Source organism: Paraburkholderia sp. DD10, assembly GCF_049177125.1.
In the GTDB taxonomy this organism is placed as follows: Bacteria; Pseudomonadota; Gammaproteobacteria; order Burkholderiales; family Burkholderiaceae; genus Paraburkholderia; species Paraburkholderia terricola.
Genome location: NZ_CP185392.1, coordinates 2,151,852 through 2,176,195, shown reverse-complemented (window position 1 = coordinate 2,176,195; position 24,344 = coordinate 2,151,852). Strand labels below are relative to the sequence as shown.

25 protein-coding genes and 1 pseudogene are annotated in these 24,344 nt (G+C 62.6%); 9 read left to right on the top strand and 17 right to left on the bottom strand.

Features of this window, described 5'->3' with window-relative positions; translation table 11 throughout:
• Positions 1-75: 75 nt before the first annotated feature.
• The 4 genes from ACOCG7_RS09930 to ACOCG7_RS09915 all read right to left on the bottom strand — a co-directional run bounded on the left by ACOCG7_RS09930 (position 76) and on the right by ACOCG7_RS09915 (position 1,718).
• The gene (locus ACOCG7_RS09930) at positions 76-327 is read right to left on the bottom strand and encodes a DUF2933 domain-containing protein (protein ID WP_244745236.1); all 252 of its coding nucleotides are present in this window, start codon (positions 325-327) and stop codon (positions 76-78) included.
• 24 nt (positions 328-351) lie between these two features.
• Complete coding sequence (locus tag ACOCG7_RS09925; protein ID WP_244745234.1) at positions 352-798, bottom strand: hypothetical protein; 447 nt, start codon at positions 796-798, stop codon at positions 352-354.
• A 172-nt stretch (positions 799-970) separates the two neighbouring features.
• Positions 971-1,306 carry a hypothetical protein gene (locus ACOCG7_RS09920; protein ID WP_073431731.1) on the bottom strand — a complete coding sequence of 112 codons (336 nt, stop codon included), beginning with the start codon at positions 1,304-1,306 and terminating at the stop codon, positions 971-973.
• Between the two features lie 55 nt (positions 1,307-1,361).
• The gene (locus ACOCG7_RS09915) at positions 1,362-1,718 is read right to left on the bottom strand and encodes a DUF4148 domain-containing protein (RefSeq protein ID WP_073431732.1); all 357 of its coding nucleotides are present in this window, start codon (positions 1,716-1,718) and stop codon (positions 1,362-1,364) included.
• A gap of 468 nt (positions 1,719-2,186) precedes the next feature.
• Here ACOCG7_RS09915 and ACOCG7_RS09910 point away from each other — a divergent pair, with 468 nt between their 5' ends.
• The 4 genes from ACOCG7_RS09910 (at position 2,187) to ACOCG7_RS09895 (ending at position 6,216) form a co-directional block, all read left to right on the top strand.
• On the top strand, positions 2,187-2,573 hold the full coding sequence (locus ACOCG7_RS09910) for a response regulator transcription factor (protein WP_083080818.1): 387 nt from the start codon (positions 2,187-2,189) through the stop codon (positions 2,571-2,573).
• Positions 2,574-2,793: 220 nt separating this feature from the next.
• Positions 2,794-4,995 carry a PAS domain-containing sensor histidine kinase gene (locus ACOCG7_RS09905; protein WP_421375310.1) on the top strand — a complete coding sequence of 734 codons (2,202 nt, stop codon included), beginning with the start codon at positions 2,794-2,796 and terminating at the stop codon, positions 4,993-4,995.
• Entirely contained in the window at positions 4,985-5,659 is a 675-nt protein-coding gene (locus ACOCG7_RS09900) for a response regulator transcription factor (protein WP_073431734.1), read from the top strand. Before ACOCG7_RS09905 ends, ACOCG7_RS09900 begins: the two co-directional genes overlap by 11 nt.
• 302 nt (positions 5,660-5,961) lie before the next feature.
• On the top strand, positions 5,962-6,216 hold the full coding sequence (locus ACOCG7_RS09895) for a hypothetical protein (RefSeq protein WP_412534873.1): 255 nt from the start codon (positions 5,962-5,964) through the stop codon (positions 6,214-6,216).
• A gap of 83 nt (positions 6,217-6,299) precedes the next feature.
• On the opposite strand, the pseudogene ACOCG7_RS09890 reads toward ACOCG7_RS09895, so the two are convergent.
• Positions 6,300-7,627: pseudogene (locus ACOCG7_RS09890) on the bottom strand (type II toxin-antitoxin system HipA family toxin).
• Positions 7,628-7,630: 3 nt separating this feature from the next.
• Positions 7,631-8,083, bottom strand: a complete 453-nt coding sequence (locus tag ACOCG7_RS09885) for a helix-turn-helix transcriptional regulator (protein WP_421375308.1) — start codon at positions 8,081-8,083, stop codon at positions 7,631-7,633.
• A 317-nt stretch (positions 8,084-8,400) separates the two neighbouring features.
• On the opposite strand from ACOCG7_RS09885, the gene ACOCG7_RS09880 reads away from it, so the two are divergent.
• Both ACOCG7_RS09880 and ACOCG7_RS09875 read left to right on the top strand, forming a co-directional pair.
• Positions 8,401-9,426 carry a hypothetical protein gene (locus tag ACOCG7_RS09880; RefSeq protein ID WP_421375306.1) on the top strand — a complete coding sequence of 342 codons (1,026 nt, stop codon included), beginning with the start codon at positions 8,401-8,403 and terminating at the stop codon, positions 9,424-9,426.
• Between the two features lie 452 nt (positions 9,427-9,878).
• A complete protein-coding gene (locus ACOCG7_RS09875) occupies positions 9,879-10,202 on the top strand; it encodes a hypothetical protein (RefSeq protein WP_421375304.1) in 324 nt (107 codons plus the stop codon).
• Between the two features lie 499 nt (positions 10,203-10,701).
• Here the strand turns inward: ACOCG7_RS09875 and ACOCG7_RS09870 are convergent, their stop codons facing one another.
• Positions 10,702-11,829 (bottom strand): IS630 family transposase, encoded by a 1,128-nt coding sequence (locus ACOCG7_RS09870; protein ID WP_347143628.1) that lies wholly within the window; start codon positions 11,827-11,829, stop codon positions 10,702-10,704.
• Positions 11,830-11,915: 86 nt separating this feature from the next.
• Here ACOCG7_RS09870 and ACOCG7_RS09865 point away from each other — a divergent pair, with 86 nt between their 5' ends.
• From ACOCG7_RS09865 to ACOCG7_RS09855, 3 genes are all read left to right on the top strand, one after another.
• Positions 11,916-12,143, top strand: coding sequence for a helix-turn-helix transcriptional regulator (locus ACOCG7_RS09865; protein ID WP_073431739.1), 228 nt, complete (start codon positions 11,916-11,918; stop codon positions 12,141-12,143).
• A 183-nt stretch (positions 12,144-12,326) separates the two neighbouring features.
• A complete protein-coding gene (locus ACOCG7_RS09860; protein ID WP_159442600.1) occupies positions 12,327-12,500 on the top strand; it encodes a hypothetical protein in 174 nt (57 codons plus the stop codon).
• A gap of 812 nt (positions 12,501-13,312) precedes the next feature.
• Positions 13,313-13,879 (top strand): hypothetical protein, encoded by a 567-nt coding sequence (locus tag ACOCG7_RS09855; protein WP_421375301.1) that lies wholly within the window; start codon positions 13,313-13,315, stop codon positions 13,877-13,879.
• Between the two features lie 2 nt (positions 13,880-13,881).
• Here ACOCG7_RS09855 and ACOCG7_RS09850 read toward each other — a convergent pair whose 3' ends face one another.
• The 10 genes from ACOCG7_RS09850 to ACOCG7_RS09805 form a co-directional block, all read right to left on the bottom strand.
• Complete coding sequence (locus ACOCG7_RS09850) at positions 13,882-14,646, bottom strand: acyl-homoserine-lactone synthase (RefSeq protein ID WP_421375299.1); 765 nt, start codon at positions 14,644-14,646, stop codon at positions 13,882-13,884.
• A 162-nt stretch (positions 14,647-14,808) separates the two neighbouring features.
• On the bottom strand, positions 14,809-15,597 hold the full coding sequence (locus tag ACOCG7_RS09845) for a LuxR family transcriptional regulator (protein ID WP_084561496.1): 789 nt from the start codon (positions 15,595-15,597) through the stop codon (positions 14,809-14,811).
• Between the two features lie 315 nt (positions 15,598-15,912).
• Positions 15,913-16,839 carry a 3-oxoacyl-[acyl-carrier-protein] synthase III C-terminal domain-containing protein gene (locus ACOCG7_RS09840; RefSeq protein WP_421375297.1) on the bottom strand — a complete coding sequence of 309 codons (927 nt, stop codon included), beginning with the start codon at positions 16,837-16,839 and terminating at the stop codon, positions 15,913-15,915.
• Complete coding sequence (locus tag ACOCG7_RS09835; RefSeq protein WP_421375295.1) at positions 16,829-17,899, bottom strand: 3-oxoacyl-ACP synthase; 1,071 nt, start codon at positions 17,897-17,899, stop codon at positions 16,829-16,831. The genes ACOCG7_RS09840 and ACOCG7_RS09835 overlap by 11 nt, the downstream gene beginning before the upstream one ends.
• A complete protein-coding gene (locus ACOCG7_RS09830) occupies positions 17,896-18,504 on the bottom strand; it encodes a GNAT family N-acetyltransferase (RefSeq protein WP_073431745.1) in 609 nt (202 codons plus the stop codon). Before ACOCG7_RS09830 ends, ACOCG7_RS09835 begins: the two co-directional genes overlap by 4 nt.
• 25 nt (positions 18,505-18,529) lie before the next feature.
• Positions 18,530-19,615 (bottom strand): acyl-CoA dehydrogenase family protein, encoded by a 1,086-nt coding sequence (locus ACOCG7_RS09825; RefSeq protein ID WP_073431746.1) that lies wholly within the window; start codon positions 19,613-19,615, stop codon positions 18,530-18,532.
• A gap of 24 nt (positions 19,616-19,639) precedes the next feature.
• Complete coding sequence (locus ACOCG7_RS09820) at positions 19,640-20,848, bottom strand: pyridoxal-dependent decarboxylase, exosortase A system-associated (RefSeq protein ID WP_073431747.1); 1,209 nt, start codon at positions 20,846-20,848, stop codon at positions 19,640-19,642.
• Positions 20,845-22,452 (bottom strand): acyl-CoA ligase (AMP-forming), exosortase A system-associated, encoded by a 1,608-nt coding sequence (locus tag ACOCG7_RS09815; RefSeq protein ID WP_421375292.1) that lies wholly within the window; start codon positions 22,450-22,452, stop codon positions 20,845-20,847. Before ACOCG7_RS09815 ends, ACOCG7_RS09820 begins: the two co-directional genes overlap by 4 nt.
• 25 nt (positions 22,453-22,477) lie before the next feature.
• A complete protein-coding gene (locus ACOCG7_RS09810; protein WP_073431749.1) occupies positions 22,478-23,425 on the bottom strand; it encodes a 3-oxoacyl-[acyl-carrier-protein] synthase III C-terminal domain-containing protein in 948 nt (315 codons plus the stop codon).
• Positions 23,426-23,427: 2 nt separating this feature from the next.
• On the bottom strand, positions 23,428-24,318 hold the full coding sequence (locus ACOCG7_RS09805) for a 3-oxoacyl-[acyl-carrier-protein] synthase III C-terminal domain-containing protein (RefSeq protein ID WP_235004978.1): 891 nt from the start codon (positions 24,316-24,318) through the stop codon (positions 23,428-23,430).
• Positions 24,319-24,344: the final 26 nt, after the last annotated feature.

Here is a 24,344-nt window from a genome sequence, read left to right as displayed (position 1 = left end):
GACAAAGCACGGCGTGCGCCGCGCGTCATCGCGCCGCGCGTCGCCGTGACAACCAGCCCCCAAAAGTTCTATCCGCTAGTGAGGGCGTTCATCGTTTCCCTGGTGGGGCTTCGCATGCTGCGTGCCACCCCTTGCGCCGTGATGCCCATGATGCATGAACAGATGCATCAGCGGACATGCGAGGAGGAGCACATAGGGCAGCGCACCCAGAAAATGCGCGCGATGCCCGGAAAACATGAAGAAAGCGGCCATCGCGCCGAAACCCACCAGGGCGATCGCGCCGCGCGACTTCCAGAAGGGCCGCGCCTGCTGAACGGGGATTGTCATGCTGGGCTCCTTATGCGCGCCGTATCACTTTGCGGCCGGCGGGTTCTCGATGGCCTCGCGGTCCATCATCATGGTCATCATCATCTGCATCATGTCCATGCGCTTTTCCATCATGTCGTGCTGCGCGCTGCCCGAACCCATGTGTCCGTGATGGTCTTTCATGCCGTTCATCATCGCCATGCCCTGCTGCATGGCCTGCATCTGCTCATCCATCAGCTTCGCTCTTTCCTCGGGCGTGTTTGCCGCCATCATGCGCGCGTGCAGTTCCTGCATTTTCTTCATTTGCGCATCGGCGGCGCCGAGCGCCTTCGGCTTGGCGGCACTTGCGGCGCCTGACGTTGCGGTGCCGTGCGCGTGTTCGTCGACCGCGGGCGCGGCGCCTCTCGAGATTGCGGGGCCGAACGAAAGCGACAGGGCAATGAGCGACGCAGCGAGCCATGCGAGCGTCGGGGTTTTGCGCCGGCTGTTCATGATTCTCTCCAGGTTGTTGTTTTCCCTATCGTTGACTGTACTGGCGGGAACGTCGGCTCTGTTGATCTGGCGCAACGAAAAGGCATCCTGGACGGCTGGCTGACGGCTACCGATCTGGAGCGGGCAAAAAGTGGCGGCGTGGGATTGGCTGCGGCGATTTCCGCTGCATGCGTCAGGTCCAGTACTTCGAATCGGTGACGGACGTGCGGTAGCCGGGAACGAGGCGGGGCGGTCGGTGCGGCGAACCGGACGCGCCGAACCCGTTTTCAGATGCGTCGAGACGTGCCGCTCCCGATTGGGCGGAAGCTGACGGCTGAATTAACGAACGCGCTCCGTCCTCGATAACGCGTTCCATCGCGTTGTCCGCCGCAATGCGTTCCAGCGGTAATTCAGAGGCTTTGCCCACCGTCGTCAACACCTCGATGAAGCACGCCGACTGCGCCCCATAGCCTGCCGAGACCGCCAGCGCAACCATTGCGGCGAAATACAGTGTCCCGGCGGCTTTCATGGGCATCGGCCTGACATGCGGGCGTCGACCGAATGATGAACTTCGCACTTTGCCCTCAGCTGCCGAAGTACGGATTGCAGTAGCTCGCCGGGCCCACGCAGGACGATTGCATCGCCGTATGCGTGGATGCCCGCTTGCCGGCCGCGGATTTGCCGTGTTGCGTGACGCCGCCGTATCCCTGAGTACCCGATTGCTGTCCGTCTTGCGCGGCGATCTTTGCCTCGGCGGCCTGAATGTCGGCCGGATAGTTGATGTCGTTGGCCACCGACGGGTTATAGCCGGCCTGTTCCACGCGAACCAGATCGGCGCGCACTTCGGCACGCGTGATCGGCCCATTGGTTTGCGCGAAGCTCAGTGCGGGAGCGGCGAGTGCGCCGGTTGCGATAGCGAGGAAAAGTACGATCTTTTTCATGATGAGGCTCCTTGATGGATGAGAGAAGGCGGATCGTTGGTGAATCGTTTGCGAATCGTTTATCGAGCCGCGATTGAAATGTAGTCCCGCAAGCAGCATCGAAATAGACATACATCGGTACGCCGGCCGGCCAACGGCCGGTGCGTTGGCTGAACCTTCGGATGAGCCATGCGCCGCGCGATAACCGGTCTGACGAACGGGTCTCGTGCCTGCGCATGAGCCACCCCGCTCCGAGGTCCGGTGCGTTCATATGAAGGTGTTATGCGCCCGGTGAGGCCTGCGGAGCGCGCTGCGCTCGCCGCGGCTTTCGCACCTATACGGAGGTATGAGCGATCCATTCGAACGTTTGGTGCCGCGCTTGCGTTCGTAGAATGGTTCGCGAGGCGCGCGGCGCGTATAGTCGAACCGGAGCGGGTGGCAGCCCATGTTGCACCGCCGTTTTTGCACTCAAGGCCGAGGACCCGTCGCTTGTACAACAATCCAATCGTTTCGATCATCGACGACGACGAGTCCGTCCGCGTTGCGACGTCGAGCCTGGTTCGTTCGCTTGGCTGGGACGTCCGGCTCTATGCGTCGGCGGAGCAGTTCCTCGCGTCCGACTCCATCGGCGCCGTGACCTGCATCATTTCCGATGTGCAGATGCCGGGGATTTCCGGGCTGGACATGTACCGCCGTCTCATCGAGCGGGGCGTGACGCTGCCGGTCATCTTCATCTCCGCCTTTGCGTCGGATGCGGTGCGCCGGCAGGCGCTCGACATCGGCGCGATGTGCGTGCTGAGCAAGCCCGTCGATGCGGCGGAGGTGTCGCGCCGTCTGGAAACGATCAGGACGGGTGGTGACGGCATGCCGGCTTGAGGGCCACCGAAGCGCGAATGCGCACGCATCGGCCAGCCATGTCTCCGATAGAATCAGAGCCGGATAAAAAAGGTCGACGTCCCGCATCCCGGACCGATATGCACGACCGGTCCGACAAAGGCAGGGACGCGCTGCTTACCAACAAACGCTTGTCTGGAACACCTATGCAAAATTCGTGTCCTTCCATCCGTATCTTCTCCGCGCGGCGCGCTCCCAGACCGTGAAATTCAACCAGGGCGCCGGCAGGCCGCTGCGAGACAACGCACGGGCGCTATACGCCTGTGCGGCCGTGATCGGTCTTGCCGTTTTCGTTATCGACGCATTCACGCCGCTCGATATTGCAATCGCCGTGCTGTACGTGGTGGTCGTGCTGCTGGTGGCATCGACCGGATCGCGGCCGGCCGCGGTCGCCGCCGCATGGACCTGCGTGGTGCTCACGCTGTTCGCCTTCGTGCTGTCGCATGACGAACACTATTCGGGCGGCGCGGTGGCGCGTTGCGCGGTCAGTCTGCTCGCCATCGTCACCACCTCGGTGCTGGCGCTGCGCAACCAGGCCAACACGGCCACATTGCGCGAACAGCTTCAGTTGCTCGATCTCACGCACGACGCGATCGTCGCCTACGACATGAACGACCGCATCACGTTCTGGAATCAGGGCGCGGAGGAACTGTACGGCTGGACCGCGCAGCAGGCGCTCGGCCAGCCGATTCACGAACTGACGCAGACCCACGCGGCCATTTCCCTCGATGAGATCCGCGACGAAGTGCTCCGCGTCGGGCGCTGGCACGGCGAGCTCGAACGCGTGCGCAAGGACGGCGAGACCGTTGCCATTTCGAGCCGCTGGGCGCTATGGCGCGACCGCAACGGCAAGCCGCGCGCGATCCTCGCGACCAACAACGACATCACGTTGCGCAAGCGCATGGAAGGCGAGCTGCGGCGCCAGCAGGAAGAACTGCGCGCGACCATCGACGCGATTCCGGGCATGGTATGGAGTTCGTCGCCGGATGGCCGGCTCAGCTACATCAACCGGCGCTGGAGCGAGTTCGGCGTGACGGTCGCCGAGGACAGCGGCGACATCTGGCGCTCGATCGTGCATCCCGACGATCTGCCCGCGACGGAGGCGGCATGGCAAAGCGCGGTCACGACCGGCGCCTCGTTCGAAAACGTCGCACGCATCAGGCGCCGCGACGGCGTCTACCGGTGGATGCACATTGGCGCGGAACCGTTGCGCGACGCCGCCGGCAAAATCTTGCGCTGGTACGGCGTGAATACCGACATCGAGGAGCGCAAGCGGGCCGAACAGGCGCTCGAGCGCAGTGAAGCGTTTCTGTCGGACGCGCAGCGGCTTAGCCGCACGGGCAGCATCGCCACGAGTTTTCCGGGCGGCGAGATGTGGTGGTCCGAAGAGGCATACCGGATTTTCGATTATCCCGAGGACGCCAAACCCGGCATCGATCTGATCGTCGCGCGCGCGCATCCCGACGATCTCGCGCTCGCCCGCGAGGCCTACGAACAGGCGATGGCGGGCGAGCCGTATATCGACACCGGGCACCGTTTGCTGATGCCGGACGGCAGCGTCAAGCATGTTCACTACGTCGCGCATATCGCCGCGCCGCAGTCGGGCAATATCGAGTACGTGGGGGCGTTGATGGACGTCACCGAGCGCGTCGTCGCCCAGGAAGCCCTCGACCGTTCGACCGCCGAGCTTGCCCATACCACGCGCGTGACGATGCTGGGCGAGCTGGCGGCATCGATCGCGCACGAGGTGACGCAGCCACTTGCCGCGATCGTCACGGCCGGCGACGCGGCGTCGCGCTGGCTTAACCGGCCGCAACCGGAACTGTGCGAAGCGGCGCAATCGATCGATCAGATGATTCGCGACGCGAAGCGCGCGACGGACATCATTCGCCAGATACGCGCGATGGCGCAAAAGCGCGATCCGAGCCATGCGGTATTCGACTTGAATGCTATCGCTAGGGAATCCGTCGAACTCGTGCGCCGCGAGCTGGATGGTGAACGCGTCGAAGTGGAAACCGTTTACGAACTGCCGGCCCTGGAGGTGTGCGCCGACCGCGTGCAACTGCAGCAGGTCATCATCAATCTCGTGCTGAACGGCGTGCAGGCGATGACGGGTGTCGCCGGGCGCGCGCGGCGTCTGCGCATTCGCACCCGGCGCTTCGACGGCCGGCATGCGCAGGTGATCGTCGAGGACTCCGGCACCGGCATTAGCGAGGAGAACCTCGGGCGCCTTTTCAACGCCTTCTTCACCACGAAGAAGGACGGCATGGGAATGGGGCTTTCGATCTGCCGGTCCATCGTGGAAATGCATGGCGGGCGGATCTGGGCCGAATCGAAGCAAGGCGAGGGTGCGGTGATGCAATTCATACTACCGCTCGATGGAGACACGTGTGATGGACGTTGAAAGCGCAAACGCCACGGGACAATCCATTGCTTATGTGGTCGATGACGACGATTCGATGCGAGCCGCGGTGAGCATGCTGCTGCGCTCGGTCGGCTTGCGCGTCGAAACGTTCGCGTCGGCCCAGGAGTTTCTGGCATTCGAGATGCCCGACGTGCCGAGTTGCCTGATCCTCGACGTGCGCCTGAAAGGGCAAAGCGGGCTTGCCGTGCAGGAGCAGATCGCGGCGGGGCATATTCACGTGCCGATCATCTTCATGACGGCGCATGGCGACATCGCGATGACCGTGAAGGCCATGAAGGCCGGCGCAATGGACTTTCTGGCCAAGCCGTTCCGCGATCAGGACATGCTGGACGCCGTGGCGAACGCGCTCGCGAAAGACGAAACGCGGCGCAATGCGGACCGCTCGGTGGCCGACCTGCGCCGCTGCTACGAACTGTTGACGCCGCGCGAGCGCGAGGTGATGGGATTCGTCGCGCGCGGCTTGATGAACAAGCAGATCGCCGCCGAAATGAATCTGAGCGAGATCACCGTGAAGATTCATCGAGGGCAGGCCATGAAGAAAATGGAGTCGCGCTCGCTCGCGGATTTCGTTCTGAAGGCGGAGGCGCTTGGCGTCAAGGCGCCGCAGGAGTCGGGAGTGGCGGCGCGCGTCTCGCGTAGCTGATCGATGGCGAGCGCTAGAACGTGACGAACTGGACGCGGCGGCGCCGCCGTCCACTCGCCCCAACATTCCGGTTCATTGCGTTGCAAGTCGGCGCCCGTTAATAACGGAACGAGCGAACGGAACCGAGCACTAGAAATCGGTGACAGTTCGACGCCCCGGTGCCGTTGCGAGCCGTCGGTTTCATAGCTATTCGTCGTGCTGTTGGTAAAGGCGACCGGCTGCTTGATCTGATAGACGGCGAGGACCGCGCCGTGACCTCGCAAAGCTCGAGCGGCTCCGCGCAGATCGTGTTGTAGTTCGATATGGATCGAGACGTCGACGGCGCGGCGCGCGACGTGCAGGCGGCGATCAACGCCGCGCGCGGTTCGTTGCCCACCACGCTCACGCAAACGCCGACCTACCGCAAGATGAACACGGGGGACGTTTATCTTCAAGGCGTGTATCAGCACGTGAGCGGCACCGGCGACAGCGGCATTCACGCGGTGATCAACGGCTTGAGCGCTTCCGATTCGAATCAGCAAGCCGCCGTTACGGTGGGTATGCGCGTCCGGTTCTGATCGCGGATACCCGTGGAGCCGGTGATGGTTTCACGGGTATCTATCGCGAGCATTTGCATGACGGCATTGCCGCGGGCTGATTCTTACTGTGCCGCGAGCTTCGCGCTGTGTTGCCGCAGTCCATTAAAGATCCTGTCTGACACGTCCTTCGGGACAGCGGCCGGCAGCAGCGGCTCGACTTCGGCGACGACATCTTCCGTCATGTCGGTCAGGGTGGTGATCATCTCATCGACGTCGGCCGGCGCCAGCGTGACTCGTTGCCCTTGCGCTATCCAGTGTCGACGTCGAATATCGTTGATCAGGTAATGCGCGTTCTCACCACGTACCGCCATTGCCAGTTTCGCCCGGCGCGGGGAAAGCAGGTTCGGTCCGTTTCCAATGATCGGATGCGCGGAGAGAGCGTCATAGATTGGAGTGGCCTGATAGCGGTTGGACTTCAGGTGCGCAATGCTGAAATTTTTCGCGTGGCCGTCGATGGCTGCAAGCATCCAGAAAACGATTTGCGTCATGAAGAAATTACGTTGATCGATCGCGGACCGCTCTGAACCGGCCAGGACTTCCATGATCTTCTGTATGCCGGGTCCGCTATCCGATTCATATTTGGCTGCGGCGGGCGTTGCGGTGGCCTGGCACATGTCCTCCTGGGGAAGCCTCAGGATCCATGAGCCGTCGCTCGCATACCTGCGATCGAATCGCTCGACCACGAGTACTTTCTGGTCCTCAAACGTTGCAATGTCGCATCTGGCGATGGGCAAACCATACGCGGCGACGATTTTCGAGCACAGCCACTCGTTTTCCACCGATGTGCGCATGTCGGCGCGCATGTTTCCGACCAGTCCGAGGGGCAGCTTCAGGATATGCGTGGTCGGCGTGCTGCGTTCAGGGATAAACCACTGGTCGCCGTGCCATAGAAGGGCGGTCTTTTCCTGCGCGCCGGCGATGGACAGACGCAGATCGTCGATGGGCTCGTGTTGACCCAACGCAGGCGGGGCCGTTACCTCCCGCAGTAGCCGCGCGATTTCCGCCTCGTCGAGGCGGGCGCCCGCTGATCTTCTCCTGGTCCACCGGGGTTTCATCCGGAGGCAGCATCTGGATAGCGCCTACGCAGTCTCTTCCCAACTCGGCCAGCAACTCGAAGGGTGATGTGCCACCGGTTCTGTAGCGCGTTGCGATGCGCTCGCGGATAGCCCTGCTATCAGGCAGCAGGTTACCAGTCCGAAACGAGCTTGCCCCGGTAGGGTTGGTTACCGGCCGTGAAAGGTAGCGAGAGCGATAGGGGGCGCCCCTGTTCGTCTGCTATCCAATCTTCGAAGTAAGTGAGTTTCTCCCCGTCCCGAGTGGTCTCCCAGGTACCTACAGGCAACCCGTTCATCCACAGAGTCAGGCTTTTTCCTTGTGCGCGGCGGCCCATGTGTTACCAGTCCTCCCGCTTCCTGATGACAGCGGCGATTGGCGCCGCTCGCTTCCGTGTGACCGGCTTCGATGAGCCTTGCTCGCCACCGCGCGCGGATGTGGCGGCGGGTTTCCGGCTGCCAGCCGTCTTTGCTGCGCCGCTAGTCGCTCGTTTTTTTGCCACGCTCTGCTTCGCCGCGACTGGCGGCTTCGCTGTCCGCGGACGTTCGGGGACGCGGCTTTCGAGATTCGCCGACGCCAGCGCCTGGTTCAGAACGATATCGACCTTCAGCACCTTCAAAACATGAAATAACCGATCCATGCTCGCGGCTTCGGGCTTCGCCTCGAACTGGGCGTAGGTCTGCTGAGTGACACCCAAATGGCTGGCCATGCGCGCCTGCGTGAGTCCGGCGGCCTTGCGGAAGCCGACAAGAAGCGGCCGCAACTGGCGAGGGGTTTTGACGGGATAGTCCACGGGCGACCTCGGGTAGTGCGAGGAAAGAGGCGGTCTGCAACGGTCGGAACAGTATATCTCCTGTATCGGGCGAATACAAGTTTTGTACTGTAATTGGTAGATACAGGAGATATCTTGTTGAGATAGCTTCGGCGGTTGGAGGATAGCCGCCGACTCACGAAGTAGAGGCGATGCCGACCCGCCGCGCAGTGGGCTCGAAATGACAACTGCCAGCCCCGATCGCTTTGCGCCCCTTCCTATTCAACCCGCATCAAATATTTGCGAACGTCGCTCCCTTTTCGCCAGCGCGGAAACCTTACGTTCTTGCAACGAGGACCATGAAGGCGTTCGACGCATTTCAGACGTCGCCTACGTTGAGAGAATCTCCGACCATGCGCGCCATCCGCTTTTTTCGCGGCAGTACAGCCGAGGCTTCCTCGACCAGGGACGCCAGCACACCACAGTCTCCCCAGACAGGTGGCAGGAAGGGCCTGTCTTTCCACTTTTCATTGCCGGGCCTGACGGGGCGCGGCGCGAAGTTGTCCGCATCTGCTGCGAAATCGTCGATGCCGCCTCGCGGTGTGCTCAAGCGCAAGCCGCTTCCCGAGAACGCGCTCGGCAAACTGATGCATGCCGAGCAGCCGACGAAAGTCACCACCGAGTTTCTTCGTCGCGAGGAGCAGACGCATGCTCCCAAAAGCGTGACGTTCGCCGCTAGGGCGAGGGTCGTCGATGGAGCCGGCAAGCTTCGCAGGGTGGACTCCAAGCGGTTGGACACACACAAGGTGGTGGAGGAGCGATCGCCCGAATTGACACGCAGCAACACCGCGCGACGGCAGAGCGCGCAGCATGTCGCGCAAAATCTCTCCGAGCTCATCGAAAGCCATCCTGAGGGGACCTTCGACGCCACCATTCAGCAAGACCTCTTGCCTCATGAAGCGCTCGAAGGCGCGGACCTCGACCATCTCGATCACGCGGACGTGGTCCACGAATTGGGAGAGCTTCAGAGAAGGCAGAATCAGGGTCTGCTGCGCCAGATCGCCTTGAGTCTGAAGACACTCGGAGCCACGTCCGCCGATGAGGTGAGAGAAATCCTTCCCGCCATCGTGCGGAATACGCACGTGCACGAGGCGCATGATCACAAAGCCGACGGAATCACCGAGGAAAAAGCATCTCCGGAAGAGACGATCCGGGCAGCGTTCGCCAGGCTCCCGGAGCGGCTGCGCGGAGAGGACGTGATCGAGATGTTCGAAAGCCTCGATGCGCCGCATCCTCGGCAGGTGATGGCCGCGCAGGCTCAGACTTACCTCGATACGATCGACGAGCGTCTTGCGGAACTCAACGCGAAAGGCGTTCAACGGTAGCGCATGCGCGAGTTTCATGGCGTTCTCGCCGACGGACAACCGCCGTGACGAACCAGATGATAGTTACTGTTCAGAAACACAACAAAGACAAGTAAGCAATTGTTTTTATTTAATAGTTTTAGTGTGGGAGGTCCGAAAATTGCGTTTTTACCCGCAATTTACCCGCGCTGAAGGATTGTGAGTCCGCGCGAGCCGCGGCAATTACGAACACTATCGACGTCGACGAACCTGTCAGACTGACGAGGCGCTCGAGCAGTACACGCAGCCGCCACGTTTGCAGCGGATGAGCATGCAGCCCATTTCGTCGAAAAGGCTTACGGGGAGGGCTTTCCGATGCGTGTTCAGTGGCGGTTCGATCGTTTCCGCGGGACTGTCGGGGCAGCGGAGTCTTCGTTATGGGCGCTCTACAACAGTGTTAACCTGCGCTGCCCGACGGCGAAACATCCGCATCCATGAAGGCCCTGAAGGCCCTGAAGGCCCTGAAGGCTCAGGACGGTCTCCCGGCACGCGCACTCGCGCTGCTGATTCCCACTGCGGGCAGAACGAATGAGGTAACCGGTGCAGTGCGCGGCGAATTCGACCTTGACGGGGTCACGTGGACGATTCCCGCAGAACGGATGAAGGCCGAACGTCCGCACCGGATTCTACTGTCCGCATCGGCCCTCTCGCTCATGCGCACGCTGCTTGATGAGGCTGACAGCGATCTGGTCTTTCCGGGCGCGAAGAAAGGCAAATCACTGTCCAACATGGCAGTGCTCGGCGTGCTTCGCGCATGAAACGAAACGACCTCACGGTGCATGGCTTTCGTTCGATCTTCCGCGACCGGGGGGGCGGAATGTACGACGTCCCCAAACGAAATAGCCGAGATGACGCTCGCTCATGCCGTGGATGACAAAAGTCGAGGCCGCGTATCGTCGGGGGACATGTTCCGGCGACGCAGACAGATGATGTGCGACTGGGCGCTGTACTGCGCGAGAAAGGCAAAAGCGGCCTGATGTTGTGTAGGCTCTCCGCTCGGATGGCGCGAAACGGTGCGGCAGGGTGCACAGGCCGTGCCTTCGCTTGCGGCTGGATTTCATCTGCATAGGCCCGATAGTTGCATCCCTACGAATCGCAAGGTCCTGCTCCCTGCCAGCATTGTGAGAGCAAGGTTTAACCGGTCGTCACTGGGTGCGGGAACCGCAGGGAATTCTGGGTACATCGTCTTCGGGCGATCAGTCCGGATTCCAGCAATTTTATTCCGCACAGCGCATTTGCGATGCCGTCAGCAAGAAGCTAGATTGGTGGCATCTGGGGTGATCCGAGTCTAGTCAGGAGGACCTGGTGTTCCGTCCCAGAAATAACTTTGCATAGCCGGGCCACTTTCTGGAGAATGGAATCGGCTGTCGCGGTCCATACGAACGGACGCTTGTGCTGGTTGTACTGCTCGGTATAACGCTCGATGCTGGCGATGAGCTGGCGCACGTTTCTGAATGACCCGCGACGGATCGCCTGCTCCGTAATCAGGCCAAACCAGCGTTCAACCTGATCCAGCCAGCTGGAGTAGGTCGGCGTGAAGTGCAGGTGGTAGCGCGTATGCCTTGCGAGCCACGCCCTGACCCTCGGATGCTTGTGTGTCGCGTAGTTGTCGACGACCAGATGCACATCGAGATCAGCCGGCACCGCCTGGTCAATATGCCTGAGGAACGCCAGGAATTCCTGATGTCGGTGGCGCGGCTTGCATTGAGCAATGACTTCGCCCGTTGCTGCATTGAGCGCAGCGAACAGGGTTGTAGTGCCATGCCGGACGTAATCATGCGTCACCCCTTCGAGATAGCCCAGCCCCATCGGCAGCATCGGCTGCGTGCGCTCCAGCGCCTGACACTGGCTCTTCTCGTCGACGCACAGCACCAGGGCGTTGGTGGGCGGGCTCAGGTACAGTCCGACGATATCGCGCACCTTCTCGACGAAGAATGAATCGGTAGACAGCTTGAAGCTCTTTGAACGATGGGGCTGTATACCGAACAGCGACAGATACCGGGCCACCGAACTCTTCGAAATCCCTGTCTGCGCGGCCGCAGAACGCACGCTCCAGTGCGTTGCCCCGTCCGGCTTCTCGTGCAACACCCTGGCCAGCAATTCCGCGACCGCCTCGTCGTCATGTGTGCGCGGTCGGCCTGGGCGAGCTTCATCATGCAGACCCGCAAGCCCCTGAGCGACAAACCGCTTCTTCCAGTGCGTGATCGCCGGTGGCGTCACTTCGCACTGCATCGCAATTTCCTTAGTCGTGTGACCGTCAGCGGCCATCAGGACAATCTTTGCCCGACGGACCAGAGAATGAGGCAACGAACGCGAGCGACTCATGGACAGCAACTGTTCTCGCTCCAGTTCTGACACCACAACCTCGATCCCCTTGCGTCCCATGATCGCCTCCTGTCCATCACCGTTCGATGTCGATCATAGAACAATCTAAATTTATGTAAAGTTATTTCTGGGACGGAACACTAGCGATGGCTGAACAGATTGTTGAGCGCGCGGGCGCGAACGCGCGCCTGATTCGCCTTCGCGAGGTGCGTACCCGCGTTGGTCTCGGTGCAAGCACGGTCTACCGCTATCTGGCAACAGGGAAATTCCCACGGCCGGTCGAGATTGGTGGCGGCAGGGTGGCGTGGCTTGAAAGCGAGATTGATGCGTGGATTGCCAGTCGCCTGGAAGCCGAACGGCGCGAGGCGGGATAATGCGGTTCATTCTGTCACTGCGATACGACCTTATTACCGGGCGCCACGTTGTACCCATGCTTCGCAGCGCTAGTGCGGTGTTCCGTTCTGACGGGAACTTGAGCGGCTGTTGGCGCGAGTGACCTTCTGCAGGATATCGCGAGCGCTCCTGGTCCAGATGGACGGCTTGGGGTTGATGTCGCGATGTGCAACGTACCCATCGACGGCGGCGACAGTTCGGGCATGCTGGTGAACAAACCTCAGCACAACCGCTCGGCGGTAACGTCGCGGAAGAACCGCTCGACCATGTTCGGGCACGACGCCGAAGTCGCCGTGAAGTGCATGTTGACGCGCGCATGCCTGCGCAGCCACTCCTGAACGGCCGGCTGCTTGTGCGTGGTCTAGTTGTCGGCGATCACACGCGGCGTCCTGTCGTTGGCGTTTGGGGATCGATCTGGCGAAGGAATTTCAGCTACTTGATGTGGGTATGGTGCTGCGGCACTGGCCGATGACCTGGCCGTCCGGCACATTGAGCGTGGCAAAACAGCGTAGTCGTGCCAATACCCTTGTTGTCGGGGGCATGCTCGGGCGGAGACATACAAAGGCCCACGATGTCTTCGAGTTTCTCGGCGAACTTCGGGTTGCGCGAGACTTTGAAGCGTCGCTAGACGTGCGGCTTTAGGCCGTGGCCGTGCCAATGCCGCATGACGGTGCTGACGCTATCGCCCGACCCGGCGCTCACCTGCGCGTGCCCCAGTGCTTGACCGTTTGGGCGATCTTTGAGCATTGCTGTGGCAAGTCATAGAGAGGTCTTCCTGCCACAACCTTCCGCGAACTATGCCGGCCTTTCGACAGCGGGTTCCGCATGTTTGCGACTTAATGGCAGGATAGTGCACGCTGCCTGACGGTGGCCCCGTCGATCCGGTGACCGGCGGTCACCAGAACTGTCGGTACTCCTGCTGCATATCCGTGCTGATTCCGATATGGCACGCCCTGTCTTTTTTCGCAGTTGATATTTCGTCTGAGAAAACCGAAAAAAGATACGTGGCTGAAGCCCGATGACTCTGCCGCGATTAACGGTCACGATTGACCGGTGGTGAAGACTCCAGGTGCCTTCCGTGCGCGTCTGACGGCGGGGAAGGGGCGCAGCCGGAACGGTACAGGCATGCGCATTTGAGGCAGGGAACATCATGAAAGAACTCGATGCATGGCCAGTCACTGGCATGGAGCACGCCCCTCCGATGCTACCGGCAAGCGCTACTCCCGATCAGCGTTTGCAGCGGGCAGAAGCCGAAGTCCGTCGGCTAACCAGATGCATGGAGATGAAGGACCGGCAGCTCTGCCAGATGCGCAAGGCGCTTGCGCATTCGGCGACCGTTCACTACTCATTTGAAGATCGTCTGCAGCGTGAACTCGATGCCCTGCGGATCATGATACCCGTGAACGGGTTCCAGGAGCATTGTGGCAAGTTTGCTAGCGACCAGCCAGAGGAAGGCATCGTCGTGAAACTGCCCTACGTGACGTCGATACTGTCCGTTCTGTTCGATGCGATGTGTACGTTCTGGGCGGACGGCGATCACGATCATCCTCCGAAGTCTGCGACCGTCGCGCACGCGATCGACGATCGCCTGGGCTTGAGTTCACAGCAGAATGGAGAGGCTTCGCGCAGCGGGCAGGCCTACGCATCGGCGATCAGGCCGGACTGGATGAAGGAGGCCGACAACCGGCACCATTGCCGGCCTGCAGGCATGCGCTAATGTCAGGGGCCAGTCGTCCAGACTGTCGCTTGTGTGTGTACCGTACTGTTGTCGCAAACTGCGAGGGGCACGTCGCCATGAGGGCGCACGGAGGGCGCATTCGCTTCAGTCGGAGGCGAATGAGCCGGCATGCCAGGTCCGAGGAACTGGTGCTGTCCGACGCGGGTGATCGAATTCAGCAGCGTGACAGGATCGCACTGGAGTTTGTGGAACGTGGTAGGGGCTAGATCGATTGAGCACGCAACGATATTCGTGCAGCCCGGCGCCGTGCCAACGCCGATATCGAGCAGATCGAGCCCGAAGCGTCGGTACAGGCGCGCAACGGAGCGGGAGACCACGCCGATCACGCGTGTCGCGCCCAACGAGAGGGCGAGCGCCATTGCGTAAGGGAACAACGACATGCCCGACATTGAGCCAGTTCGATGGTCCGGCAGTCCAGATCCTGCGAACCGCGACATCTCCCATATCGAAGGTGATGACGGCAAGGAATCTGGCCTTGCAAGTTCCTGAAAGACGTCACGGAGCAGATAGGGTCCTGTGGTGGGCATGAGCCGCGCACATCCGCACACCTCTTCGTCTGCGGACAGCGCGGCCAGGTGGACCGTAGCGCCTCCGTCGAATTCATCCCACTCGCCCGTCGCATCGTGTGACACGCCGGGTATTTCCCAGTGCAGGCGCTGGACAAATACCCTGTGACGGAAGACTCCGAGATGGTGACGGATATCTGATGGCAGGTCATCAAGCCGGCCGGCAACGATGTATGACATGGGCTCCTCCTCGTGTTAGCCGTTGACGTGACGCTATCAGCGTGTCTCTGGCCCAGAAACTCGGAGCTTTGGGAGGGTGTCGGCGCGCACGCGAGCGTGCACTGGCCCAGGCCGCTTACGGCGACGGGCAGGGCATGCGGTGGAATTGCGGGAAAAGCGGAGTCAGGGTTTGATGATGCCCTGTACGGTCGCGTGGACTGCGGCGGCCGTCCTGCTGCGGATGTTGAGCGCCTCCATCGCTTCTTCGATGTGGTAGTCAACGGTATAGCGCGAGCGCCCGAGGATCTCGCCAATCTCGGCCGAGGTTTTCCCCCGGGCGACCCAGGTCAGGCATTCGAGCTGACGCGGTGTCAGCAGGTGGGCCGCCCTTTTCGGGGACATTTGAGCGAGGCGATGCAGTTCGAAGTGAAACTGCGCGCTGATCAGGTATGCCAGCCGGGAGTTGATTGCGTCGTTGACGGAGCGCAACGGGCCGGACAGGTTGAACAGCAGGATACTGCCATCGGACTGGTGGACCGGGATACTGAGTCCCGCGCGCAATCCGGCCTCTCCTGCTTCGTCGAGTAGACGACGCTCGGCTTTGCTCAAGCCGATGATGTCATGCCACCGGTAGGGAGCCGACTGGAGGAACGCAGCCCGATGAACGGGGTCGCTGGACGCGTAATCCCGACGCTGGTAGTGCCGCACCCACTCCTGCGGATAGTGGGAGCCGATCATCTCGAGCGCCGTTCGCCGGGTGCAGGTCGAACGGCTCCGGGTAACGCGGCTGATCACGTAATGCGGGAAGCCGAGTTTCCCGGCCGCATGGCCGAAAGATTCGACGAGGGAAGGGATATCGGCGGCACATGCAAGACGCATCACCGGTGCCGGTGCGCCGGTTTGCAGACGATTAGATATGAGTGATGGCCTGTGCTGACGCTCGTTCAGACGGCGTCCAGAGACATGTTTCATGTTCACTACCCCGCCGCTGCCCCAACAGAGTCAGGAACTCCAGGTGCCGCATGAGAACGAGGCCCGCGCGCAACGACGGTGCGATTCATGCGACACGCGTTTCAGGAGTGAGGGGCCAATCAGAGTCGCGCATACGATTGCCGCAGATTGCGACACCGGTGATGGCCAACTGGACGCGTACTATGCACGGGCCCGAATGCATTTAAACATTTATTATAGTGTGCCGATTACCGCCCGACGATTCATATAAGGGATAGAAACATACCCACTGCATGGGGTTGGGGCAAGCGGACGAGACGGGGCTGAGTCGGCCGGCTAACGGACCAGCAAGGCTGCCGCTGAAAACCCTCCGATGCCTCGCGCGAAGAGCAGGAGCGGCCTGCCCGTCACGAGCCCCTCACACTGGGCGAGATTGATGAATGCATCGCTGACGGTGACGTGGCCGACGCGGGCAAAATTCTCCGCGAACAGCCGGTCGTGCGGAACCTGAAGTGAATCGAGCAGGCGGTGCCACGCGGGCAGGTCCAGATGGTGGGGCAGGATGCGCTGGATGTCGTCCAGTGTGAAACGTGCCTGCTGGACGGTCTGCCTGATCAGACTGCGCGCGGTGAAGAAGTTCTGCGCTGCCAGGCGCGATTCGTCATTTGCCAGTACCCCTCGCCAGCCCAGCCCGCTGGCGTGCATCCCGATCGCGAGCAGGCGGTTGACGGCAGCACCGCGTTCGATGAATGCAGCAAACGCACCATCACCCAGAATCCCCTCGGCTCGCATTAACCTTTCCGATGCCAGCGGCATGACGTCGGCGCCGACAAGCAGGACCCGTTTCATGTAGGGTCGGGCGATGAACATCGCGCGAATCACGCGCAGTGCGGCGAGGGCGGACGCACAGTGCTGCTGCGCGAAGGAAAACGCCTCTGCGTTGGTGAATCCGAAATGGTCACAGAGCAGGCCGGGTAGCGAGTGCGGCGGCGGAGCAACGCTGCCCTGCAGTGTATGCACGTACACGATGCAGTCGACTTCGCGACGCGCAATACCTGAGGTAAGCAGGAGACGCTGGACCGCGCTGGCCGCGAGACCGATCGCAGTTTGCCCATTCGCTTTCCGGTAATAGCGCATCCCCGCCCGTTCCAGCTGCACGACGGTAGTGGCGCTCTGTCCGGTCCGTTGTCCCCAGCTGCGGACATCGTCGACGCATTGAGGAAGATGGAAAGCGACGTGCGTTATGCCGAGATCAGGGATCATGAGACGGACTGGACCTCGTTTTGCTGATAGGGAGGGAGGGTGCGCCGTGCATCCCCAGCAGTGCTGTGCCGATAAAGCCGCCTGTCCCGTAGCCCCACAGCAGCGCGCGGTGTCTCCGGCCACAGGCGGCGCGGTTGAGTATCTGTGCGAGGCGCACGATGGATTCGGCAGCGCCGAGATGAACGCAATCTTCATGCTGCACACCTGTGTCCGGCCGGCCGAGCAGGTCGGATACTGCGGCCGTGAGCGACGGAATACCTGGGTGCCCCACAACGTCGTTAACATTCTCGTCGTGAAGGCCGTGTCGCGCGAGGAGCGAGTCGATCATCGATAGCAAGGGGAATGTCCGGGCATCGGCGACTCCTGCGTCACCGCACACCATGTCAACGGGAACGTGCCGGGCTGCGACATCAAGCAGGTGCACACCATCTGTGCCGGGGTCGGTTCGTTCAACGAGCATCGCGCCGGCGGCGTCACCGTGCACCATGCAAGTTCCGCACATTCTGGAAAACGGTGGGCACCATTTCTCCGCTGCTACGATAAGTATGGTATGGATGTGCGGCTCAGCGACGAGCAGGTCGGCCGCAAGCCTCAATGCCGTGAATGGCGACACGCCATGCTGTTGCGAGACGGAAAATGGAAAGCACGGTGTGCCGACTTCGGCACACAGCCGTCCGGCAACGGTGGTCGAAACGTGTTCATCGAGGCTGCTGTGACAGAACACGATGACATCGACCGGGCGGGCGTCCGGGGGGCGTGCAGCGCAGAGCGCATTCGCCACTTTTACGGCGAGTCCGGAAAGATCGGTACCGGTTTCGACCGGCACCATGCAGGTCACGTCGGGTGTTGGCACACCGGAATGCACAGGGCGTGAACCACCGGTTTCCTCGCCTGCCCCCGCCTCCAGCCAGTGGCCGTAGTCGGGATGCCACGATCTCATCCACGCATCCCAGCCTGGATGTCCGGTTGCGCGCAGTGCCGACTCGATCGCCGTCCATCGGGAGAGCGGTATGGCCTCAGGCACCCAGGCCGTCACTGCGGTGATGACGGGCGGCTTCATGCGCCCCCTGCGGGCGGGCCCGAGCCGTTGGCGAGATCGGCTGGTAGCAGGTCATAGAGTACGCGCCCAAACCGCGACCCACGCATGACATGGCAATCGCGCTGCAGGCCGGCCGGCCGAAACCCGATCCGCTCGAGCAGGCGTCGTGACCGCACGTTGCAGTCCACGGCCCACGCCGTGACGCAATGCAGCCGGTCCGTTGCGAACGCCTCGTGGAGAAGCGTGGTCGAGGCCACAAACGTCATGTCACTGCACGCTGGGCGCCGGCTGTCGCGCAATACCCAGAACGAGGCGGTGCCAAAGGCATGCGCGAGATCGCTGATGGCCACAAGGCCGCTTGCGACCTCATGGCCGGCCGGTCCGAACATGCGCAGGCGGTGCCGACCGCTTTGCACCATGAGCTGCACGGCAAGCAGGGGTAGCGTTTGGCGGCCCTGCCCAAAATCGAACCACTGGTTGATGTCCGGTTCGGAGAGCCAGGCAGCGATGTCGTTCACATCGTTGCTGTCAGGTTCACGAAGCCAGCATGAGCCGGATCCTCCATCCGTCTGGTGGGATCCTTCAGTCTGCTGCGCGGGTGTTCGCGACTGGCCCTGGCTGTCCACGTCGAATCTCCGGCCGGTGAATGCCTCATGCAGACGCGATGAACGTACGCAGCGCGGCCTCGACCTTCATCAACAGCATCGCAAACCAGTGCACCGTCTGGAACCGTGCCGCCGGCGGGGGGCCTTCCACGTAGCCATGGCCACCGCAAAGCTGCACAAGCTCGCGCGCAACGTCCATCGCTTCGGTGGCAACGTGGCGAGCCATCTGCGATACGGGGGCGATCTGCGCCTGCGTATCCTGCGCTGCCACCGACCGGAGCACGAGATGGATGGTGTGCGCGGACACGAGCATGTCGGCGAGCCGGGCAGCGACGAGCTGATGGGCAACGATCGGCTTGCGGAACGTCTGTCGGGTCACGCTGTAGGCAAGGGCGAAGTCCACACACTGCTGCACGGCGCCCGAAAGCAGCGTGGCGAAGTAGATCGCTGTGTCGACGAGCGACTGCCGAACCGGATCCGGGCCGAAGTTGTCTTCGTCCCGGGTCGCCACCGGGATCGGGGCATCGTCTGCAGGCACGGCGGTATATCGTTCGATGGATAGCGCGCCGAGCACGGCAACAGGTGCGGCACCGCGGATTTCCTGCCCTGCAGGCAGCGTCGCGAGCACGAGCTGCGGGCGTTTGTCGTCCATGCGGACCATCATTACTGGCGAGGCTGGGTGCCGGCGCAATATCCAGAGACCCGAGGCATCGATGTCCGGAATACCCGGTGCGATCGATGTGCTGCCGTCGAAATAATGCCGGGTATCCCGGTCGGATAGCCGGTCGAGCGCATCGTATTCGCGCAGTGTCATCAGTGCCGGGCTGCTGAGTGTCAGTTCGGCCGCGCGTTCCAGCGGACCCGCCGCGAACTGTTCAACGACAAGCGCCAGGTCGTGCCGGTTGATTCCCATGCCTCCTTTCTGCTCCGGCAGGATCATGGCCGCGAGGTCGAGCGTCGCAGCGAGCCTGACCGTTTCGCTCCATAGGGCAGCGTCTGGCTGATGGACGAGCAGCGGTTCGAGGCGTTCGCGCGCAAACTGTCTTGCGGTCGCACGCAGCCCCTGCTGGTCGTCGCTGAGCGCCCACGATGCTGGCGTGAGGTCCGTTACGACGGATCGACTGGATGGCATGATGTTTCTCCTGCTGTTGCGGCGTCACACGAGCATTTCGACGGGTTCGGGATGGCTCAGGAAATGCAGCGGGCTCGCCGAGCGCCCATACGCGCCCGACTGTTTCACCACGACAAAGTCGCCGATATTAGCTTCGGGAAGCTCAATGTCGTCCGCCAGTCGGTCGAGCGGCGTGCACAGGCAGCCCACCACGTGGCAGCGTTCGCGTGCCACACCATCGGGACGGTTTCCGATGACGACCGGAAAGTTACGCCGAAGGACCTGGCCGAAGTTGCCGGAGGCAGCGAGGTGATGATGCAGGCCGCCATCCGTGATGACGAACGTTTTGCCGCGCGAGACCTTGTGGTCGATCACGCGGCACACGTAGATGCCCGCTTCTCCCACCAGGTAACGCCCGAGCTCCAGGATCGGCGTCGTTCCGGGCAGACCTGCGCGCATCCCTGGCAGCCAGTCGTGCATCGCTTCGCAGACTGCCTTCACGTCGAGCGGTGTTTCGCTTGGGAAGTAGGGGATACCAAAGCCGCCGCCAAGGTTCACGAACCGCAGCGGTTCGGTCAGACCGCCGGCTAGCCGGAGGACGAGTTCAGCACTCTGGCGCTGGGCCTTGACGACGGTTGCCGCATGCAGGCACTGTGAGCCCCAGAAGACGTGAAAGCCGGCGAGTGCGACTTCCCGCGCTTCGAGTTCGCGCAGCAGCGCCGGCACCTGCTCGACATCGACGCCGAACGGCGCCGCGCCGCCACCCATGCGCATGCCGCTCTGCCCGACCTGAAAGTCGGGATTGACGCGGATCGCCACGCTGGGCTGCACGCCGAGTTCCCATCCGAGCGCCGTGACGAGCCGTAGCTGGGTTTGCGATTCAACGTGCACGTTCACACCGCTGGCGACGGCGCGCCGCAGGTCGTCATGAGACTTGCCGGGACCGGCAAAGCCAATATCCGCCGGGGCGGCGCCGGCGTTGAGCGCGACGGCCATCTCCTGCGCCGAGGCGACGTCGAACCCGTCCACCCATGCGGCCAGATAGTGGACCAAAGCTGGCATCGGATTCGCCTTGATCGAGTAGTGCAGATGCATGCCGGAGGGCAGCAGGCTGCGCAGTTCCCGGATGCGGGCGTCGATCGCTGCGCGGTCGTAGGCGAAAAACGGCGTACGCCCTGCGCGGTCGGCCAGCTGACGCACGTCCACGCCGCCGAACTGCAGCCCGGAGGGCCGCCGGATGAAAGTCAGGTTCACGATGCTTTCTCCCCAGAACCGCCTGCGAGCGAGGCAAGCCGGGTACGCAGCGCCGCCCTGTCGAACTTCCCGTTGGGATTGCGTGGAATTTCCGGACGACTCACGATGTCCCGGGGGACCATATAGCGCGGCAGGCGCTGCATGCACCAGTCGCGCAGATCGCCGACACGTGTTGAACCACCTGCCAGGACGACGAGCAGCGCGATCGCTTCGCCAAGCCGATCATCCGGGATACCCAGGGCAACCGCTTCCACGACGAGGCCGCTTGCGTGAACCGCTTCCTCGATTTCCTCCGGGCTTATCCGGTAGCCGGAACTCTTGATCTGGGCGTCGTTGCGGGCGATGAAATAGAGAAAACCCTCGCTGTCGCGCCGCACGAGATCACCGGACCAGACCGCCATATCGTGCGGCGCTCCGCCCGGTTTCGTTTCGGGCGAAGGACGGTAGCGTTGAGCGGTGCGTGCCGCGTCGTTCCAGTAGCCAAGTGTGACGCATGCGCCCACATGCACGAGCTCGCCGGCTTCATCGGGAGCGCACGGTGTGCCGTCCTCCCGGACGACGAGCACCCGCGCATTGGGCACGGCCTTGCCGATTGAGTCGGGCCGTCGGTCGATCTGCGCAGGGTCGAGATATGTGGAACGGAACGCCTCGGTCAGCCCGTACATCAGGAAGGGTGTGGCTCGCGGAAACAGCGCCCTGAGTTTCTGCAGCACAGGCAGCGGAAGGCGACCTCCGGTGTTCGCGAAGTAGCGCAGATTGTTGCGCGACCCGTCGGGCCACGTTGCGGCTGCGAGCTGCATCCATAGTGGCGGCACACCGGTAATCGCAGTGATGTGCTCGCGCTCGCACGCGCGGACGGCATCGTGCGCGCTGAGGTAATTCAGAAGGACCGCTGTTGCGCCCGCAGACCAGGCCGAGGTCAACTGGCTCAGCCCCGCATCGAAGCTCAGGGGCAGAACGGCGAGGATGCGGTCAGACGGCTCGTGGCGCAGATAGTCGGCTACGCTCCAGGCGCCTTCGAGCAGGTTCCGGTGGCTGAGCATCACGCCCTTGGGCAGCCCTGTCGAGCCGGATGTGTACAGAAGGGCGGCGAGGTCGGTATCAACGTACGATACCGCCGGTCCCGCGATATGGGCATCGTCGGGGCGGCCGCTGTCACGGCCTGGCCAGCGATGAATCCTGACCGTGTTCCCGAGGCTGGAGAATGCCAGTTCAGGCTCATCCACGATGATCAGCTCGGATACTGGCTCAAGGCCTTCCGCAGCCAGTGAACGGGCGCGCAATGCGGTGGTCACGAGGCACCGGGCACCGCTGTCGCGAAGCACGTGGGCCACCTGGTTCGGTTTCAGGAGCGGATTGAGGGGGACGAATACGTAACCCGCCGCGCAGGCGCCAAGCATCGAGACGACGGTCTCGATACGCTTGTCGAGAAAGATCGCGACGCGCTCCCCCGCAGCGATGCCGAGGGTAGGCAATACCTGCCCGAACGTGTGGCTGCGTTGCAGCAGTTCGTCGTAGGTCACGCGGACATCGCCGCAAACGAGTGCCTGCGCATCAGGTGTGCGGCGGGCTGCCGACTGCACAAGGTCAAGGAGGTTTCTCATGGCCGGATCGCTATGAAGTTCAGGATCAATGGCGGATCACCATTGCGCCAAAGCAGCCGGCAAACCCGCTGGAGAACAGCAGGGAGTGCGAGCCCGGTTGCCCGCGTGGCGCGGTGTGGAAGTTGATGAACGGGTCTGCTCCGAACACATGGCCGAGGTGCCCGAAGTTCACGGTGAAAAGGCACTCCTGTGGTACGGACAGCATGGTCACGAGGCGAGACCATCCGGGAAGGTTGACGTGGTGGGGCAGGACATGGACGAGTTCGTTACCCGTGATGCCCGCCTGTCCGAGTGCCGTGCGCATGGTGGTGAATGCCGACCAGTAGTACCGGTCATCAGGCACGGGCTGCAGATCGTCGTCGGTGCCGCGGAAGTAGCGACCGTCCGTATAAAGATGCAGTCCCGCGATGCAGTTGCGGTCGGTGCCGCGCTCCAGCAGGATTGCGCATGCGCCGTCGCTGTGCAGGGCGAGGTCCTGGATTGCGCGCAGATGATCGCAGCCCGAGCCCATCACATCTGCGCAGACAACAATCGCCCGCCGGATGGGCCGACCTCTGACGGCGAGCACTCGCAGCATGCGGATGGCTGCGATCGGCGAGACGCAGTTCTGCTGCATCACCGAGAACGCGAGTGCGCGGGTCAGGCCCATACGGGACTGGATGAACGAGGCAGTACCGGCAGGCGGCGCCATGACGCTGCTCTGGATCGTGTGCGTGCACACGAGCGCATCGATGCTTGCGGGTGTCGTGCCGGTATCCTCGAGCAGGGCGGCAACCGCTTCGCATGCAAAGATGACCGGTGACTGCGCTGCAGCATCGTGGAACTGCTGCACACCGTTGCGCAGCAGTGCGCTCGCGCGCGCCTCGGGCAATCCGCAACGACTGGCCCACGTGATCGCATCGACCGTGCGGGACGGAAGGCTGAATGCGATTCCGGACAGGGACAGCATGGAGTCGGGCAGGGGCGCAGACATCGCTAGCTCCCGCGAAACTCGAGGATCGCGCAGGCGGCCTGTCCCTGGAAGCCGGCCGACCACATCAGGATGCGTTGACCGTCCGCCGGAGCAACTGATTGCAACAGCAGGTCGAGTTGCGTGGGCGCGTCTGCGGCACACAGGTAACCGATGTCTCCCGGATCCGGATACCACATTCGCCCGGCAGGCAGTCGGGCCTGGGCGCTGACCTCGCATGCCAGGGCCGCGTTGATGCGCGGAGGCACGATCCAGTCCAGTGCAGCGGGTTTCAGGCCCGCCTGCGCACACGTCTTCCCGATGACTTCGACCACGGCCGCTTCGTCGACAAAGGTCTCGTGCGGCGCAATGGAAACGGCGGTGGAGGGCGTGCATACCATAACGCTGCGTAGGTGCCATCCGGGTCCGGCGTGGCGCCTGACCAGCACGGCGGCCGCCCCATCACCCAATGCGGTGAGCGTTCCGGTCCGGCGGGAGAATGGCGGCAGCCACCGTTCAGCCGCGACAATCAGCGCGGCGTGCATGCGCTCGTCGCTGGCCATCATGTCGGTTGCCACCTGCAGCGCCAGGAAAAATGACACGCCCTGGATCTGTCCGATCGCACACGGCACGCTCGTTGATCCGAGTTCGCTGTGCAGGCGACCCGCGCACGAGAGCGAGAGATCATGTTCAAAACTGTTGGCACATACGATGATCTGGTCGGGTGCACGGTTGTCCTTCGGGGGGCATCGCCGGACAGCCTCCCTGGCTACGGCTGACGCCATTTCCGAGAGGCTGAGGCGTGGCTCGCTGGTGACGCGTGCCGGCATTGTGGCGCGCCCGGACGGATGATCCACGGCAACGGGAGCTGTCGCCTGCCGGCGCCAGCGCAGCGTGTCGGCATAGACTGATTGCATGACGGCTTCCCGCACGGAGGTGGGCG

What these genes read in the sequence shown, in the direction of transcription:
- ACOCG7_RS09805 (WP_235004978.1), bottom strand. Translation starts at nt 24,318, where the DNA reads ATGCAATCAGTCTATGCCGACACGCTGCGCTGGCGCCGGCAGGCGACA.
- ACOCG7_RS09880 (WP_421375306.1), top strand. Translation starts at nt 8,401, where the DNA reads ATGAAGGCGTTCGACGCATTTCAGACGTCGCCTACGTTGAGAGAATCT.
- ACOCG7_RS09825 (WP_073431746.1), bottom strand. Translation starts at nt 19,615, where the DNA reads ATGCCATCCAGTCGATCCGTCGTAACGGACCTCACGCCAGCATCGTGG.
- ACOCG7_RS09840 (WP_421375297.1), bottom strand. Translation starts at nt 16,839, where the DNA reads ATGATCCCTGATCTCGGCATAACGCACGTCGCTTTCCATCTTCCTCAA.
- ACOCG7_RS09865 (WP_073431739.1), top strand. Translation starts at nt 11,916, where the DNA reads ATGGCTGAACAGATTGTTGAGCGCGCGGGCGCGAACGCGCGCCTGATT.
- ACOCG7_RS09900 (WP_073431734.1), top strand. Translation starts at nt 4,985, where the DNA reads ATGGACGTTGAAAGCGCAAACGCCACGGGACAATCCATTGCTTATGTG.
- ACOCG7_RS09930 (WP_244745236.1), bottom strand. Translation starts at nt 327, where the DNA reads ATGACAATCCCCGTTCAGCAGGCGCGGCCCTTCTGGAAGTCGCGCGGC.
- ACOCG7_RS09925 (WP_244745234.1), bottom strand. Translation starts at nt 798, where the DNA reads ATGAACAGCCGGCGCAAAACCCCGACGCTCGCATGGCTCGCTGCGTCG.
- ACOCG7_RS09875 (WP_421375304.1), top strand. Translation starts at nt 9,879, where the DNA reads ATGAAGGCCCTGAAGGCCCTGAAGGCCCTGAAGGCTCAGGACGGTCTC.
- ACOCG7_RS09915 (WP_073431732.1), bottom strand. Translation starts at nt 1,718, where the DNA reads ATGAAAAAGATCGTACTTTTCCTCGCTATCGCAACCGGCGCACTCGCC.
- ACOCG7_RS09810 (WP_073431749.1), bottom strand. Translation starts at nt 23,425, where the DNA reads ATGTCTGCGCCCCTGCCCGACTCCATGCTGTCCCTGTCCGGAATCGCA.
- ACOCG7_RS09855 (WP_421375301.1), top strand. Translation starts at nt 13,313, where the DNA reads ATGAAAGAACTCGATGCATGGCCAGTCACTGGCATGGAGCACGCCCCT.
- ACOCG7_RS09835 (WP_421375295.1), bottom strand. Translation starts at nt 17,899, where the DNA reads ATGAAGCCGCCCGTCATCACCGCAGTGACGGCCTGGGTGCCTGAGGCC.
- ACOCG7_RS09860 (WP_159442600.1), top strand. Translation starts at nt 12,327, where the DNA reads ATGTGCAACGTACCCATCGACGGCGGCGACAGTTCGGGCATGCTGGTG.
- ACOCG7_RS09895 (WP_412534873.1), top strand. Translation starts at nt 5,962, where the DNA reads ATGGATCGAGACGTCGACGGCGCGGCGCGCGACGTGCAGGCGGCGATC.
- ACOCG7_RS09870 (WP_347143628.1), bottom strand. Translation starts at nt 11,829, where the DNA reads ATGGGACGCAAGGGGATCGAGGTTGTGGTGTCAGAACTGGAGCGAGAA.
- ACOCG7_RS09815 (WP_421375292.1), bottom strand. Translation starts at nt 22,452, where the DNA reads ATGAGAAACCTCCTTGACCTTGTGCAGTCGGCAGCCCGCCGCACACCT.
- ACOCG7_RS09920 (WP_073431731.1), bottom strand. Translation starts at nt 1,306, where the DNA reads ATGAAAGCCGCCGGGACACTGTATTTCGCCGCAATGGTTGCGCTGGCG.
- ACOCG7_RS09845 (WP_084561496.1), bottom strand. Translation starts at nt 15,597, where the DNA reads ATGAAACATGTCTCTGGACGCCGTCTGAACGAGCGTCAGCACAGGCCA.
- ACOCG7_RS09850 (WP_421375299.1), bottom strand. Translation starts at nt 14,646, where the DNA reads ATGTCATACATCGTTGCCGGCCGGCTTGATGACCTGCCATCAGATATC.